Here is a 15606-nt window from a genome sequence, read left to right as displayed (position 1 = left end):
GTTCAAATAATATGAGCAAGCGTATGGATATGCCCAAAGGGAGCGGCTGTGACGCTTGGCTACACTACCACCGCGCTCGTCTTATAGAAAAAATGCCTGCTTGGTGCAGAGTCATCGTGGTTCATGAAACAGATGATGAAGTGCTTCAAACGGCTGCGAGTGAGCTTCGGCAAGGATTGGCTTCCATGTTCGGACAACAGCCGAAGATAAGTACCGTTCCTGTCAATGTACCATTCGTTGCGCTGGGTACGCTCCAAGACCATCCATGTATCGCAGAACGGTTTAGTGCAGAAGAACAGGCAGAAGTGAGCGCAGAAGGCTACCGAATTCGCGGAGTAGAAGTGCCGAAACTTGCAGATTCAACTGGGCAAGATCACGATGATATCAAAGGACAGTGCCTTATAGTTGCGGGGCAGACGTCAAAAGGAGTATTGTATGGAGTCTTTCATTTGCTGCGCTACCTGCAAGGAGGACTAGACGGCAATCTGAAGCCCACTGCCGGGGAATCATTGCACGCTCCCACTCTAGACCTGCTGTCTAATCCGGCTAACTCCATTCGCATGATTAATCACTGGGATAACATGGATGGTAGTGTTGAACGTGGATATGCCGGGGCATCTATTTTCTACAACAACAATGCCTTTACTACAAATATAGAGCGCCTTCGAGACTATGCCCGTCTACTTGCTTCTGTAGGCATTCAGGCGTTATCCATTAACAATGTGAATGTCCATCAGGTAGAAACTGAGCTGATCACAGATCGGTTTTTACCTGATGTAGCCAAAGTAGCAGCCGTATTTCGCCCCTATGGTATCCAAATCTACTTGAGCATTAACTATGCCAGCCCGATACAGCTCGGTGGATTAACCACAGCCGATCCTCTGGACCCCGGTGTAGCTGAATGGTGGCAGACCAAAGCACAGGAGGTTTACGCAGCCGTTCCCGATCTGGGTGGTTTTGTGGTCAAGGCCGATTCTGAAAATCGGCCCGGACCCTTCAGCTATGGACGCCACCACGCCGATGGAGCCAATATGCTGGCGGATGCACTACGGCCCTATGGCGGACGTGTGATTTGGCGTTGCTTTGTCTACGACTGCAAACAGGACTGGCGTGACCGCAAGACGGATCGGGCTCGCGCGGCCTTTGACCATTTTAAACCGCTGGATGGACTGTTCCGGGATAATGTCATTTTACAGATTAAAAATGGCCCTATGGATTTTCAGGTGCGAGAGCCTGTCTCCCCTCTGTTCGGCGCGCTGGAAGCCACTCAGGTACTGCTGGAGTTCCAAATTGCACAGGAGTATACCGGACAACAAAAGCATCTATGTTACCTGGTTCCGCAATGGAAGGAAGTGCTTGATTTTGACACCTACGCACAGGGAAAAGGCTCCACCATCAAGCGCATCGTAAGTGGTGTTTTGCATAGCAACAGCGAATCTGGTTCTCATCACAGGAAGGCTACTGTCCATGCAGGCAGCGGCAGTTTCCAGGAGGAGCCAACGAATCATGTTCCCAAGGGCACGAACTTTGGAATAGCCGCTGTTTCCAATATTGGTGCAGACACCAATTGGACCGGACATTTGCTCGCCCAGTCCAATCTTTACGGCTACGGCCGGTTGGCATGGGACCCGGATCTATCCGCAGATGAAATCGCGGATGAATGGGTTCGGCTAACATTTAGCAATCAAGGCAAGGACTACGGCGATCCTGAGTTGATTCCTACTATTAAGCAAATGCTGCTCGATTCTTGGAATATCTATGAGTCCTATACCGCCCCTCTGGGGGTCGGCTGGATGGTCAGTCCCAATCACCACTATGGGCCGGATGTTGATGGATATGAATATTCGATGTGGGGCACCTACCATTTTGCCGATTGCTGGGGGATCGGGGTAGATCGGACGACTGCAACTGGAACGGGCTATGCAGGACAATATTTTCCTCCTGTTGCCGAAATCTACGAATCTACAGACACCTGTCCAGATGAGCTGCTCTTATTCTTTCACCATGTTCCTTATACGCACGTGCTCCACTCCGGCCAAACGGTCATACAGCATATTTATGATACTCATTTTGAAGGTGCCGAACGTGCGGCCCATCTCCAAGCAACATGGATTAGTCTGCGGGAGCATCTAAATGAATTGATCTATGAACAGGTGCTGACGCGGCTGGAGCATCAGGCTGAGCACGCCAAGGAATGGCGGGATCGGATCAATACGTATTTTTATCGCAAAAGTGGTATTCCCGACGAAAAAAATCGCCCTATCTATTAAGCAGATAGCCTCATACGTTGCTTGCATACACACTGGGTTTTGCCTCCCCTTTCACGGGAATACCATAAAAGACACACGTCTTACTCAGACCTGTGTCTTTTTTCGCATGGTCTAATTTATGCACACGGTTGCTAACGCAAAATGTCATATTTGTCCACTCTGAATGTGCAATAAATTCTTCTTTTTTATGCAACCGCTTGCTTTATACTATTTTTGTAGACGTTTACAAAATGTTGTCGAATTAGACTATGCTTTTGGGGAGGATGATCGGTTTGACCTTGTATCGAAGTCTATGGAAAAAAGGGTGTATGCTTCTACTAAGCCTTGTGCTGTCTCTGACCGCCTTCATTGGCTCACCCTCTAATACGGCGAGCGCTGCGGTTGCAGATGATTTTCAAGCTTCCGTTATGGGACCGCTGGCGAAAATCAATGACTGGGGTTCCTTTAAAAAGCAGCTACAAACGTTGAAAAACAATGGCGTATATGCCATCACTACCGACGTCTGGTGGGGCTATGTGGAGAGCGCAGGAGATAACCAGTTCGATTGGAGTTACTACAAAACCTATGCAAATGCTGTGAAAGAAGCGGGACTGAAGTGGGTTCCTATCATCTCAACGCATAAGTGTGGAGGAAATGTAGGAGATGACTGCAACATCCCACTACCAAGCTGGCTGTCGAGCAAGGGCAGTGCAGATGAGATGCAGTTCAAAGACGAAAGCGGCTATGCCAATAGTGAAGCCCTTTCCCCATTGTGGAGCGGAACCGGTAAACAATATGATGAGCTGTATGCCTCATTCGCTGAAAACTTTGCCGGGTATAAAAGTATCATTCCCAAAATTTATTTGAGCGGCGGTCCTTCCGGGGAATTGCGCTATCCATCCTACTATCCAGCAGCAGGATGGAGCTACCCGGGACGAGGCAAGTTCCAAGCTTATACTGAAACAGCCAAAAATGCATTCCGCACAGCTATGAATGACAAGTACGGATCATTGGACAAGATTAATGCTGCTTGGGGCACCAAGCTTACCAGCCTTAGCCAAATCAATCCACCGACCGACGGAGACGGATTTTACACGAACGGCGGGTATAATTCCGCGTATGGAAAGGATTTCCTATCGTGGTACCAAAGTGTGCTTGAGAAGCATCTAGGTGTCATCGGAGCAGCGGCCCACAAAAACTTCGATTCTGTGTTTGGTGTCCGGATCGGGGCCAAAATTTCTGGTCTGCACTGGCAAATGAACAATCCTGCCATGCCGCACGGCACAGAACAAGCGGGTGGATATTATGATTACAACCGTCTCATTCAGAAATTCAAGGATGCCGATCTAGACTTGACATTTACTTGCCTGGAGATGAGTGACAGTGGCACAGCACCGAATTATTCGCTGCCGTCCACCCTGGTTGATACCGTCTCCTCCATCGCGAATGCCAAGGGTGTTCGCCTGAATGGTGAAAATGCACTTCCGACAGGCGGCAGCGGCTTCCAAAAAATCGAGGAGAAAATCACGAAGTTCGGTTATCACGGGTTTACGTTATTACGCATCAACAATCTCGTCAACAATGATGGCTCACCAACCGGTGAGTTGAGTGGATTCAAACAATATATCATCAGCAAAGCCAAGCCTGACAACAATGGCGGTACAGGCAACAAAGTAACGATATACTATAAAAAAGGCTTCAACTCGCCTTACATTCACTACCGTCCGGCTGGTGGTAGCTGGACTGCTGCACCTGGTGTGAAAATGCAGGATGCCGAAATTAGCGGCTATGCTAAAATTACCGTCGATATCGGTTCTGCCTCCCAATTGGAAGCCGCTTTTAACGACGGCAATAACAACTGGGACAGCAACAACACCAAAAACTACTCCTTCAGCACGGGCACTTCTACGTACACGCCCGGTAATAGTGGCAATGCAGGAACGATCACTTCAGGCGCTCCAGCGGGTGCGAATCCCGGGGATGGCGGCGGTACAACTAACAAAGTAACGGTATACTACAAAAAAGGCTTTAACTCACCTTACATTCACTACCGTCCGGCTGGTGGTAGCTGGACTGCTGCACCTGGTGTGAAAATGCAGGATGCCGAAATTAGCGGCTATGCTAAAATTACCGTCGATATCGGTTCTGCCTCCCAATTGGAAGCCGCTTTTAATGATGGCAATAACAACTGGGACAGCAACAATACCAAAAACTACCTTTTCAGCACTGGAACTTCTACCTACACGCCCGGCTCTAACGGAGCCGCAGGAACTATCCGAACAGGGGCACCTTCCGGGAGCGTCCTCAGCGTAGTGACTTCCACCTACGCAACCGACCTCAACGAAGTTACAGGACCTATCCAAACAGAAAAACTTTCAGGTGTATCCTTAAACGTAAGCACTTCTACCTACGCACCCAACTCTAACGGAGTTGAAGTAACAGCTCAAACGGAGGCGCCTTCGGGCGTCTTCACCCCTATGGATCTGGGTACCCTCTCCAAGCCCACCTCCCTCAGCACAGACTGGAGCAAACAGAGCATTTATTTTATCATGACAGATCGTTTCAGCAACGGTGATCCATCCAATGATAACTACGGTGGCTTCAATTCCAACAATAGTGATCAGCGCAAGTGGCATGGTGGCGATTTTCAAGGTATTATTAACAAACTCGACTACATTAAAAATATGGGGTTTACCGCGATCTGGATTACCCCAGTAACGATGCAAAAGAGTGAATACGCTTACCACGGCTATCATACGTATGATTTTTATGCAGTAGATGGGCATCTCGGAACAATGGACAAGCTCCAAGAGCTGGTTCGCAAGGCACATGACAAAAATATTGCTGTGATGGTGGACGTAGTTGTGAATCACACAGGTGATTTCCAACCGGGGAACGGATTCGCCAAGGCTCCTTTTGACAAAGCAGACTGGTATCATCACAATGGTGACATTACAGACGGGGACTACAACTCCAACAATCAATGGAAAATCGAAAATGGTGACGTGGCTGGACTGGATGACCTAAATCATGAAAACCCCGCTACCGCAAACGAGCTTAAAAACTGGATCAAATGGCTGCTTAATGAGACAGGCATCGATGGACTGCGGTTGGATACTGTCAAGCATGTACCGAAGGGTTTTCTAAAGGATTTTGACCAAGCTGCCAATACCTTCACCATGGGTGAAATTTTCCATGGCGACCCTGCTTATGTGGGCGATTACACCCGGTATCTTGATGCTGCACTAGATTTTCCGATGTATTATACAATCAAGGACGTGTTCGGACACGATCAATCCATGAGAAAAATCAAGGATCGCTACTCCGATGATCGTTACTATCGCGATGCTCAGACCAACGGTGTATTTATCGACAATCATGATGTAAAACGTTTCCTGAATGACGCCTCCGGCAAGCCGGGTGCTAACTATGACAAATGGCCACAGCTCAAAACTGCTTTGGGCTTTACTCTGACGTCACGCGGAATTCCAATCATCTACCAAGGCACTGAGCAAGGCTTTAATGGCGGAGATGATCCCGCCAATCGGGAGAATATGAATTTCAACGCCAACCATGACCTGTATCAGTACATCGCTAAGCTGAACTCTGTGCGCAACAACCACCCTGCTCTGCAAAACGGCAGCCAAAAGGAAAAATGGGTCGACGACTCCTTTTACAGTTTTCAGCGCTCTAAAAATGGCGACGAGGCCATTGTATTTATCAACAACTCCTGGAATAGTCAAACCCGCACGATTGGCAACTTCGATAATCTGTCCAACGGAACCCGCCTGACCAACCAGCTAAGCAACGACTCCGTTCAGATTAACAACGGCTCGATCACCGTAACTCTCGCTCCAAAGGAAGTTAAAGTTTTCACCAAGTAACAGTCACATTCAGTTACATTGATTATTCAGATGTGCTAAAATAAGTTATAGAAGGATATGCTAAAAAAGAGCAAGGATGCTGGTAACATCCCTACTCTTGGCAACAGCCGCTTTGAAGAGCGGTCGGCTGTTCAAAGGCGATCTAAAGAAATAGACCGTTTTCCCCTTGAGCAGGGCGGTCTATTTCTTTTTGTTTTGGTTCAGCGCAATAACAATCGTAACGATTAACCCGATCAACGCTATTAATAGCGTGCCGAACATCATCATTAATGTCAGAGCATCCTTAACCTCCACAGGCATCACCTCCCTTCCGGGAGACTTAGCCGACCGCCCACCTAAGCCATTCTGTTGTTACTGGAATTATAGCACGTAAATCCGTCCTTTTGCGACAACGTTTTACAGCTTTATTAAACTAATCTTATGTGAACACTCATCGTCCTTTGTTGCTTACACATTCTACTTTGTCTCTATACGGATATAGCTTCTTAACGCCAATAAGAGCCCCAATACAAAAATGAAACAAATACTGATGACTCCTCCAGGGACATTCGTAAATGTTCTGCCCAGTGTGCCGTGCGGAGAAAACAATAGCGGCACGGTCCATGGATAAAAGGTATTTCCAGGTGTATTAACCAAAACAAAATTTAAACACATAACCGTACACATCCCCATAATGGCGGGCACAAATTTTCTCCAGCGAATGGCGATGAACGTGATGATCGGGATGAGCATAGCGTGCATAAGAATCATTTTGGCGAAGATCCCCAGCTGATATATAACGATTTCAAAGGTTAGCGGTCTGGTCGTAATTAACATACCCAACAGCGCAGATAGCCCAAATGCCAACAGAAGGCTGACAGCGATGTACATATAAATAACAAGCAGCTTGCTGAAGTAAAGACGACTCCGACGAACCGGACTTGTGAACAAGGCCATATGGGTCCTCTCTTGATACTCCCTCGCATAGATATAGCAAGTCAAAATATAGTAGCTCATATACCCAGTCAAAAAGTTAATAAGAATAACAACACTCATAAAGTAGTCATTCCAACCATCACGGTCAATGGAATATTTGGTACTTCCCGTATAACTATAGAATTCCAAAGCAATGGTTAATGCTAAAATAATAATGCTTAACCAAAGAATTTTAGTACCTTTCAGTTTCAAGCACTCTACTTTGAACAGGGCAAGCATAGTAAACCTCCTTTGAAAAATACTCTCCCTCTAATTTCTTCTTTGATATGCCCATAAGGATAAAAACAATCCAAGAAGAAAAGTTATGGATAAACTCAACCACGCTATGAGAGTATTGACGTATATGATCGCACTTCCTTCATTGGGAGACAAAAGATAGGGTATAATCCACGGATACCATTCACTTTTGTACATAAAATTCAAAAATATAACAGTACAAACTACGAGTACAACCACCATAATGCTTTTCCAGCGTATAGCAAAAAAAGAGGCGACCGGGATGAGCATCGCATGCATCACGCACATTTTGGCAAATACCTGGATTTGATATACCCAGATAGCCATCGTTAAAGGCCGATTTGTAATGAACATGCCTAATACTGCAGACAGAAACAGAACGATAAATAGCGACACAATAATAAACCCATAAATAATGATCAATTTACTAAAATAAAATCTAACCCTGGTGACAGGCGTGGTAAACATAAAGATGTGCGTGTTTTCCTGGTACTCTCTCGCAAAAATATGACCGGTTAATATGTAATAGCTAATAAATCCAGCTGCAATATTAACTAAGAAATCAATATTTGTAAAATAGTAGACCCAACCGAGCCTATCAATTGAATATCTATAAAAAATAGCGCTTAGAGCGAATTCCAACAGCACAACAGCCAGCAATATAATATAGCTCAACAAGAAGGCTTTAGATCCTTTAAGCTTAATGAGTTCTGCTCTAATCATGCCGCCCACCCTCTCCTGAAATGAGAGTCAAAAAGTACTCCTCTAGCGTCTGCTTTGTGGTGTGTATCTCATAAACTGAAAACTGACGATCTATTAACTGTCTATTTAACATAGCTGTATTTTCAATTGGACTAAAAATTCTTAGTTGTTGTGGGGATATCAAATCAGATTTAAGTTGCTTCATGTTCTCATACAGAAACGCTTGTACTGCTTTTGCATCGTCTACCTTTACATCTGTATATTGCTCAAAACCTTCCTCTAACCGACTCAAACGATCCTCCGCTAACAGTTTTCCATTATGTATAATCCCGATGTGTGTAGCTAATTGTTGAATTTCGCTTAGAATATGGCTAGAAATAAGAATTGTTTTCCCTTGTTCCTCGCACAACTTCTTTAATAGCTGACGAATTTCCTTAATTCCTGACGGGTCTAACCCGTTCGTTGGCTCATCTAATATAAGCAACTCAGGATCATGGACAAGGGCCCTGGCAATCCCTAATCGCTGTTTCATTCCCAGGGAAAAATCTTTGAACTTCTTTTTTCCAGTATGCTCTAACCCCACCGTAGTTAGGGTTCGTTCAATTCTCCCATCATCCTGTACCCCCATGTACGTACAGCATATTCTCAGATTATCTCGTGCACTCAGATTTTCGTATAAACCAGGCGTTTCGATAATCGTACCTATTTTTGAGAAGATAGAAGGATAGCTTTTCTCTAGCCGCTCGCCAAATAAAAAAACCTCCCCATTTGTAGGCTCAATCAGCCTCATCAGCATGCGGATGGTCGTTGTTTTGCCAGCTCCATTTTCACCTAGAAAACCGTAGATGCTGCCCCGTTCTACATGTAAGGAAATATCGTCTACAGCTATCGACATCCCAAACTGTTTCCGAAGCTTTTTTGTTTTAATAATATAATCCATTTTTATACCTCCCAATACAATAATCACCATATATTATACATTTATTGGAGTAAAACAGCAATAAAGTATTACATAATCAGTATGTGGGTTGTTAATTTACTAAAATACCAATCGATATTTTACATTTTTAAACCAGATAATAATGTGACAAAAAACACTATATAATTGAAAAATATAATATAATAAACAAATATTGGACAAAAAACTGTAACACATATTCTCCTTTTTATGTTGTACTATTTCTATATAACTTACATACCTTCTACACCGTTTAGCTTATCTAGAGGGAGGTGAAGAACATGTTGAAGCAAATCAATGTTATTGCAGGAGTTAAAGAACCAATTCGCGCTTATGGTTGCTCAGCCAATGATGCTTGCTATTTCTGTGATACTAGAGATAACTGCAAAGCATGTGATGCAAGTGATTTTTGTATCAAATCGGATACCTAGAAGTTTCTCAAGGTCTTTTATCTATCTTTGTATTTAGAATCTATTTGATTTGATACTTTTTCAAACGGGATTAATTAAAATTAATCCCGTTTTCCTTTCTTACCTTATCCCAATAGTAAAAGTGAGGTCTTTGCAATGGCTAATCTGATTCAGGATAGAGAAGATGAACTCATTCATTTCCACCCTTATAAATTGTTTGAAGTTGACTCAAAAACCTTCTTTTATAACGTTGTAACGAATGCCATATTTGAGATTGACTCATTAATTATCGATATTCTACATAGTAAAGGCAAAAACGAGGAGCACGTTGTTAAGGATTTAGCCGAGCGTTATGAATTATCACAGGTAAGAGAAGCCATCCAAAATATGAAGGAAGCATACATTATTGCCACAGATGCTAACATATCAGATGTTGAAAAAATGGGGATACTTGATAACTCGCAAAGAGTCTTCAAATTATCCTCTCTGACCTTATTTATGGTGCAAGAATGTAACCTTAGATGTACTTACTGTTATGGGGAGGAAGGAGAATATAATCAAAAAGGGAAAATGACTTCAGAGATTGCTAGATCTGCCGTAGACTTTCTGATCCAACAATCGGGTGAAATAGAGCAATTGAATATCACCTTTTTCGGCGGTGAACCCTTGTTAAATTTCCCTCTCATACAAGAGACGGTACAGTATGTTCATGAGCAATCCGAAATTCATAATAAGAAATTTTCTTTTTCAATAACGACAAATGGTACACTTATCACTCCTAAAATCAAAAACTTTTTTTACAAACATCATTTTGCGGTGCAGACCAGCATAGATGGTGATGAAAAAACGCATAATTTCAATCGTTTTTTTAAAGGTGGACAAGGATCCTACGATTTACTCTTGAAGCGTACAGAAGAAATGAGAAATGATCGTAAAATAGGCGCGCGCGGTACAGTAACTCCTGCAGAGCTTGACCTTTCTAAATCTTTTGATCATTTAGTGAAACTGGGGTTCAGAAAAATATATTTATCTCCAGCACTTTATTCCCTATCGGACGATCATTACGATACTTTATCCAAAGAAATGGTTAAACTCGTAGAGCAATTCCGAGAGTTACTGGAACGTGAAGACTATGTTACAGCCAAAAAAATGTCCAATGTCCTTGGCATGCTTAGTAAAATTCATTCTGGCGGTCCTAGAATCCACTTTTGTGGAGCGGGTACGAATGCGGCCGCTGTTGATGTTAGGGGAAATTTGTTCCCTTGCCATCGTTTTGTAGGCGAGGATGAATGCTCTATTGGCAATCTATTTGATGAAGATCCATTGAGCAAACAGTATAATTTCATTGAGAATTCAACAGTAAGAAATAGAACCACCTGTTCAAAGTGTTGGGCCAAAAATCTTTGTGGTGGTGGATGCCATCAAGAGAACTTCGCGGAGAACGGAAATGTCAATCAACCTGTCGGTAAACTTTGCAAAGTAACTAAGAATTTCATTAACGCTACTATAAATTTATACCTCCAACTTACCCAGGAACAAAGAAGCATCCTTTTTGGTTAGTAATAACTACTCGGCATTGTGCCTCTAAGACTTCATATCATTTATTAACAATGCCGATCTAGCTACTCTGATTCTTTCTTATCTGGCTTTATCCCTAAATATGGAGGGCCTATTTTATGTTCCAACTAATCAGAAAATACATTAAGCCTTTACTGGCACTACAAATTACTGTACTTTGTATCATTATCATAAATATATTGTTCATGATCTACCAACCTATTTTAATGCAGCGGCTGATAGATTCCTATAACACAGAAACACTCTCAGCTAAAGAGATCTGCTATTTAGGTGGCCTTTTTTTATTACTACTAATTGGTGGAGGATTGACAGGAGCACTGAGAGATTCAATCATTTTTAAAATCAAAAATTTATTACAGTTCCGATTGAGGAATGATATTTATCAACAAAATCTTAATTTACGAAGTCATCAGCCCCCCGGAAAAATTATTTCCTTACTCTATAATGATGTCGAAGCTCTTACTGGATTGCTAAATCAAGCATTTATAGCTATGTTTACGGACTGTCTGACGATTGTCGCAACCGTTGTTGTTCTCTATTTTATGAATTGGAAGCTGGCAACGGTCTCCCTGATCTTTATCCCTATTTACTTTTTCTTATACTACAATTCCAAAAAGAAAGTCTACCAATTAAATGTTGCCTACAAAAAACAATATGAAGATATGACAGAAACCCTTCAGTTAGGTTTGAAACAAAAATGGACTGCAATCAGATTTAACCGTCAAAAATATAGTAATGCCCTATTTTGCAGAGAACAAATCCTTTTGGTTCGTATTTTGAAAAAACTTTTTGCGCGAGAACTGCTACTAGGTATAATCAGTAACTTTTTAAGCGGATTTTTCCCTTTACTTTTACTAGTTATTGGAGGTTTTTTACTAATTTATGGAGAGATTACTTTAGGTACACTGGTTGCTTTCAGTACATATATAGTCAAGTTGCTACAACCGGTATCACGTTTGTCACAATTAAACGTAGGTGTGCAATCAGCGGTAGCTTCAGCTGAAAGGATTCTTAACTTTTTCAATTTAAATGATGTTTGGAACGGCACAAAAATTGAGAAATTTATGGGAAATGGAATATATGTAAAAAATGTATCTTTTTCCTATAACAGTCTTACTCCTATTCTTGATGACATCTCGTTTGAAATCAAAAAAAATCAAATGTTAGGTATCGTAGGCGAAAGTGGATCTGGTAAAACGACTATTGTGAAGCTCCTAACCGGAGAAGTCATTCCGACTAAGGGCGAGATCCACTATGGGGATAACAGATTACACGATTTGAATAAAAATTACTTCTATAAAAATATAGCAGTAGTCACACAAGAAGAATTATTAACAACAGGAACCATATTCAATAATATTGCCTTTGGCAATAAAAATGCTACTTTAGATGAAGTTGTTAATATTTCAAAGAAGGTGGGGCTACATGACTATATCTCATCCCTTCCCGAAAAATATAACACTAATATTATTTCTGGAAAATATGACTTATCGGTAGGCCAGAAACAACGTCTGGCTATAGCAAGGGCATTGCTTCACAATGCACCTGTGCTCATTTTGGATGAGCTAACCTCTGCCCTTGACGCTGAAACTGAATCTCTAATCTTGCGCCTTTTAAATGAGCTTAAGGGTAAACGAACTATCATTATTATTGCTCATAAATTCCAAACAGTCATTCATGCGGATCATATATTAGTTGTTCAAAATGGTCAAATTGTAGAACAGGGCAGCCATGCGGATCTAATGTCTTATAACAGCACTTATTCTAACTCTTATATGAAACAAATAGATTTTCTACAAAATGAAGTGCCGGAGCCCTCCTACAAATAAAGACAACCCATAAAAACAAAACAGGCACCCGACGAAGCGTACACTTCGTTGCAGGTGCCTGTTTATATATAAACAACGTGGGAATACTTAGGCCTCAGTAGCCACGTTGATATTGTTCAGGTACGGAGGGCTTTTCGCCGCGCAGCGCCACCGCTGCATGAATCGCCCAATAAGGGTCGCGCAGCAATCCGCGTCCTACAGCGACCAGATCGGCATCCTTATTGCCGATTACAGACTGCGCTAAGGCTGGGTCATCCAGTATGCCGACGGCGATTACTGGGATGTTCAGCGCCTGGCGGATTTGGCGGGCAAACGGCACTTGATAGCCCGGGTAGTTGCCTGGTTTTCTGGCTCCAGCCGGGCCTTCTCCGCCCGAGCTGACATGGATCATATCTACGCCTGCAGCCTGATATGCGCGGCTCAGTTCAATAGCATGATCCACATCGTATCCACCATCTACGTATTCCACCGCGCTGATGCGGAAGATTAACGGCATACCCGCAGGCATTTGCTTACGCACAGCCTGAACGACTTCTACGCCGAAACGGGATAAATCCTTACCATACTCGTCATCCCGTTTGTTCGTAACTGGCGAGTGGAATTGGTGAATCAGGTAACCGTGTGCACCGTGAAGCTCGATTGTATCCACGCCTGCTTGAATCGCCCGGCGAGCAGCGTCTCCGAATTTTTGTACCATACCACGGACTTCCTCTGTGGTCAGTGCGCGCGGCTGTTTATAATTTGCATCCGGGTATGCAATCGCTGAAGGAGCCACCGGCTCTGCTGCATCCTCAGCTTTACGGCCTGCATGAGCAATCTGTATGCCAACCTTGGCCCCGTGCGCATGAATACCGTCGACCAGCTTCTTATACGCCGGAATATGTTCATCTGACCAAAGCCCCAGATCGTTATCCGTAATCCGTCCATCCGGTTCCACGTCCGTCATTTCTATAATAATCAGACCCGTGCCTCCAATTGCCCGGCTTAGGTAGTGGACATGATGCCAATCATTCGGAATTCCGTCCTTGGCTGTCACCGAGTATTGGCACATTGGGGCCATGACCACACGATTTTTTAACTCCAAATCTCTGAGTGTGTACGGTGTAAACAACGAAGTCTTCAAAACGCTCATCTCCTTTTTCATCTCTACCACATAACTAAAAATGTGTTCCAAATTACACGGTCTATTATAAGCACAATCGGCACAGTCCAAACGAAACAAAGAGATTCCCCAACTGGGGTATCCCTTCGTATTTGCACCTTGCAGTCATTATGTATATCGTAAGGTTGTAGATATATTGCACACAATCTATTATCCACAACTTAATAACTTTTTGCAAGTAAATATTTAAATATTATTAAATATTTTTTTGTCTGCATTTTTCCGACTCTTAGCCATAACACAAAAAGACGCCCTTACGGGCGCCTCTGCGAAACCAATTTTATTGCGCTGAGCCTAATTGGACCCATGCCTTCTCAATCTCTGCAACCGCCTGATCCTTGTTCATGTTACCACTGATATAAGCCTGCATCAGCTCACCAAATTTTTGGTGGAATGTATCCAGCGAGTAGTTGACAGACAGATCACCGGACTTGGATGTTTTCAAAATGCTATCCATTTCCTTAGGCATTTCCAGATCAGGAAGCGGTGCATCCTTAATTGGAGGAATCACCTTCGCTACCTGGGAGAACCAGTTCTTACCGTATTCCGAAGTGTACAGCCAGTTGAAGAATTCAATCGTTTCCTTGGATACTTCGGAGTCCTTGTTGATACGTAGCGCCTGATCCGCACCGGTAATGATGACCGATTGGTCCGCTTTGTCACTCACCGGATATCCCATGATGCCAATCTTGAGATCAGGGTTAATTTTCTTGATTGCTTCCTCATCCCACGCACCTTTACCCGTCATAAATGCAGCTTTTCCAGATGCAAAATCACTTACTCCCGCATTGCTGTCCCGTTCCAGCGGCTTATCTGTACCATGTTTCACCGTCAGATCAATGAAGCTAAAGAAGTTGTTGTAGAGCACTGGATAGTCCTTGATTTTTGCTTTACCTGCAATAAAATCATCAACGAGCTGCTTTGGCTCTACCCCGGCATCCTGCGCAGCAGCATCTACATAGTGTTGGAAGATATGCTTCCATACCCACCACTCTTTATATGCATTAGCAAATGGAGTAATGCCCTTCGCCTCTAGCTTGGTAACAGCATCCTGCATCTCGGCAATCGTCTTCGGCGGAGAGGTTATTCCGGCCTTGGTAAGCAAATCTTTATTGTAAATCAAAGCAAACAGGTTTCCCTTGACTGGTAATCCCAGCACTTTGCCGTCACTGGAACTCATATTGGCCCGGACGGCATCCGTCATGGCTGCTGCCAGCGGTTCATTGGTCAGATCAGCGCTATAATCAGCATAGGTGTCGATGTCGCCTCCGGCCGTGGTCTGGAACACATCCGGTGTACTGCCTGAAGCTATTTTTGACTTGAGAATGGTGTTGTAGTCTGCCTGCATGATCTCCAGATTGATCTTTACATTAGGCTTGACCTTTTTATACTCCTCGATGTACGCGTTAAAAGCATCGGTATACTCCGGTGAGGCTGTAAACATGTTTATTGTAACCGTTTTCAAATCATCTTTGCCGCCAGCGCTTTCTTTAGCCGCATCTGTGCCACCACTACTTCCACATCCGCTCAACAAACCGACCGTCAAAAGCAAACTGCCGGATAACGCCATCATCTTCTTTAACATGGATACTCCCCCATCTGTTTGTGATCAACGTTCATGC

11 protein-coding genes are annotated in these 15606 nt (G+C 43.5%); 5 read left to right on the top strand and 6 right to left on the bottom strand.

All coding sequences use genetic code 11. The annotated features are described in order from the left end of the window. Positions 1-11: 11 nt before the first annotated feature. Both G7035_RS09460 and G7035_RS09455 read left to right on the top strand, forming a co-directional pair. Positions 12-2270 carry an alpha-glucuronidase family glycosyl hydrolase gene (locus tag G7035_RS09460; RefSeq protein ID WP_019688957.1) on the top strand — a complete coding sequence of 753 codons (2259 nt, stop codon included), beginning with the start codon at positions 12-14 and terminating at the stop codon, positions 2268-2270. Between the two features lie 272 nt (positions 2271-2542). Then, positions 2543-6133, top strand: coding sequence for a family 14 glycosylhydrolase (locus G7035_RS09455; protein WP_115293087.1), 3591 nt, complete (start codon positions 2543-2545; stop codon positions 6131-6133). 180 nt (positions 6134-6313) lie between these two features. On the opposite strand, the gene G7035_RS27345 is transcribed toward G7035_RS09455, so the two are convergent. The 4 genes from G7035_RS27345 to G7035_RS09440 all read right to left on the bottom strand — a co-directional run bounded on the left by G7035_RS27345 (position 6314) and on the right by G7035_RS09440 (position 8987). Continuing rightward, on the bottom strand, positions 6314-6427 hold the full coding sequence (locus G7035_RS27345) for a putative holin-like toxin (protein WP_016822651.1): 114 nt from the start codon (positions 6425-6427) through the stop codon (positions 6314-6316). A 162-nt stretch (positions 6428-6589) separates the two neighbouring features. Further along, positions 6590-7327 carry an ABC transporter permease gene (locus G7035_RS09450; RefSeq protein ID WP_019688958.1) on the bottom strand — a complete coding sequence of 246 codons (738 nt, stop codon included), beginning with the start codon at positions 7325-7327 and terminating at the stop codon, positions 6590-6592. Positions 7328-7357: 30 nt separating this feature from the next. Further along, positions 7358-8068: an ABC transporter permease gene (locus G7035_RS09445; RefSeq protein WP_019688959.1), complete on the bottom strand. Its 711-nt coding sequence runs from the start codon at positions 8066-8068 to the stop codon at positions 7358-7360. Next, entirely contained in the window at positions 8061-8987 is a 927-nt protein-coding gene (locus tag G7035_RS09440) for an ABC transporter ATP-binding protein (RefSeq protein WP_019688960.1), read from the bottom strand. The genes G7035_RS09445 and G7035_RS09440 overlap by 8 nt, the downstream gene beginning before the upstream one ends. A 299-nt stretch (positions 8988-9286) precedes the next feature. On the opposite strand from G7035_RS09440, the gene papA reads away from it, so the two are divergent. The 3 genes from papA to G7035_RS09425 all read left to right on the top strand — a co-directional run bounded on the left by papA (position 9287) and on the right by G7035_RS09425 (position 12822). Further along, positions 9287-9436 (top strand): freyrasin family ranthipeptide, encoded by a 150-nt coding sequence (gene papA / locus G7035_RS09435; protein ID WP_019688961.1) that lies wholly within the window; start codon positions 9287-9289, stop codon positions 9434-9436. A gap of 135 nt (positions 9437-9571) precedes the next feature. Next, positions 9572-10975: a PapB family radical SAM/SPASM ranthipeptide maturase gene (gene papB, locus G7035_RS09430; protein WP_019688962.1), complete on the top strand. Its 1404-nt coding sequence runs from the start codon at positions 9572-9574 to the stop codon at positions 10973-10975. 116 nt (positions 10976-11091) lie between these two features. Beyond that, on the top strand, positions 11092-12822 hold the full coding sequence (locus tag G7035_RS09425; RefSeq protein ID WP_019688963.1) for an ABC transporter ATP-binding protein: 1731 nt from the start codon (positions 11092-11094) through the stop codon (positions 12820-12822). 94 nt (positions 12823-12916) lie between these two features. Here the strand turns inward: G7035_RS09425 and G7035_RS09420 are convergent, their stop codons facing one another. Both G7035_RS09420 and G7035_RS09415 read right to left on the bottom strand, forming a co-directional pair. After that, positions 12917-13945 carry an NADH:flavin oxidoreductase/NADH oxidase gene (locus G7035_RS09420; RefSeq protein WP_019688964.1) on the bottom strand — a complete coding sequence of 343 codons (1029 nt, stop codon included), beginning with the start codon at positions 13943-13945 and terminating at the stop codon, positions 12917-12919. A 319-nt stretch (positions 13946-14264) separates the two neighbouring features. Further along, the gene (locus G7035_RS09415) at positions 14265-15569 is read right to left on the bottom strand and encodes an ABC transporter substrate-binding protein (RefSeq protein ID WP_019688965.1); all 1305 of its coding nucleotides are present in this window, start codon (positions 15567-15569) and stop codon (positions 14265-14267) included. Between the last annotated feature and the right edge of the window lie 37 nt (positions 15570-15606).

The sequence above is a fragment of the Paenibacillus polymyxa genome, from assembly GCF_015710975.1.
Lineage (GTDB): Bacteria > Bacillota > Bacilli > Paenibacillales > Paenibacillaceae > Paenibacillus > Paenibacillus polymyxa.
This window is presented reverse-complemented; position numbering and strand designations above follow the sequence as displayed.

Coding starts and splice junctions, on each gene's coding strand:
- G7035_RS09460 (WP_019688957.1), top strand. CDS start 12: ATGAGCAAGCGTATGGATATGCCCAAAGGGAGCGGCTGTGACGCTTGG.
- G7035_RS09450 (WP_019688958.1), bottom strand. CDS start 7,327: ATGCTTGCCCTGTTCAAAGTAGAGTGCTTGAAACTGAAAGGTACTAAA.
- G7035_RS09445 (WP_019688959.1), bottom strand. CDS start 8,068: ATGATTAGAGCAGAACTCATTAAGCTTAAAGGATCTAAAGCCTTCTTG.
- G7035_RS09440 (WP_019688960.1), bottom strand. CDS start 8,987: ATGGATTATATTATTAAAACAAAAAAGCTTCGGAAACAGTTTGGGATG.
- papA (WP_019688961.1), top strand. CDS start 9,287: ATGTTGAAGCAAATCAATGTTATTGCAGGAGTTAAAGAACCAATTCGC.
- papB (WP_019688962.1), top strand. CDS start 9,572: ATGGCTAATCTGATTCAGGATAGAGAAGATGAACTCATTCATTTCCAC.
- G7035_RS09425 (WP_019688963.1), top strand. CDS start 11,092: ATGTTCCAACTAATCAGAAAATACATTAAGCCTTTACTGGCACTACAA.
- G7035_RS09415 (WP_019688965.1), bottom strand. CDS start 15,569: ATGTTAAAGAAGATGATGGCGTTATCCGGCAGTTTGCTTTTGACGGTC.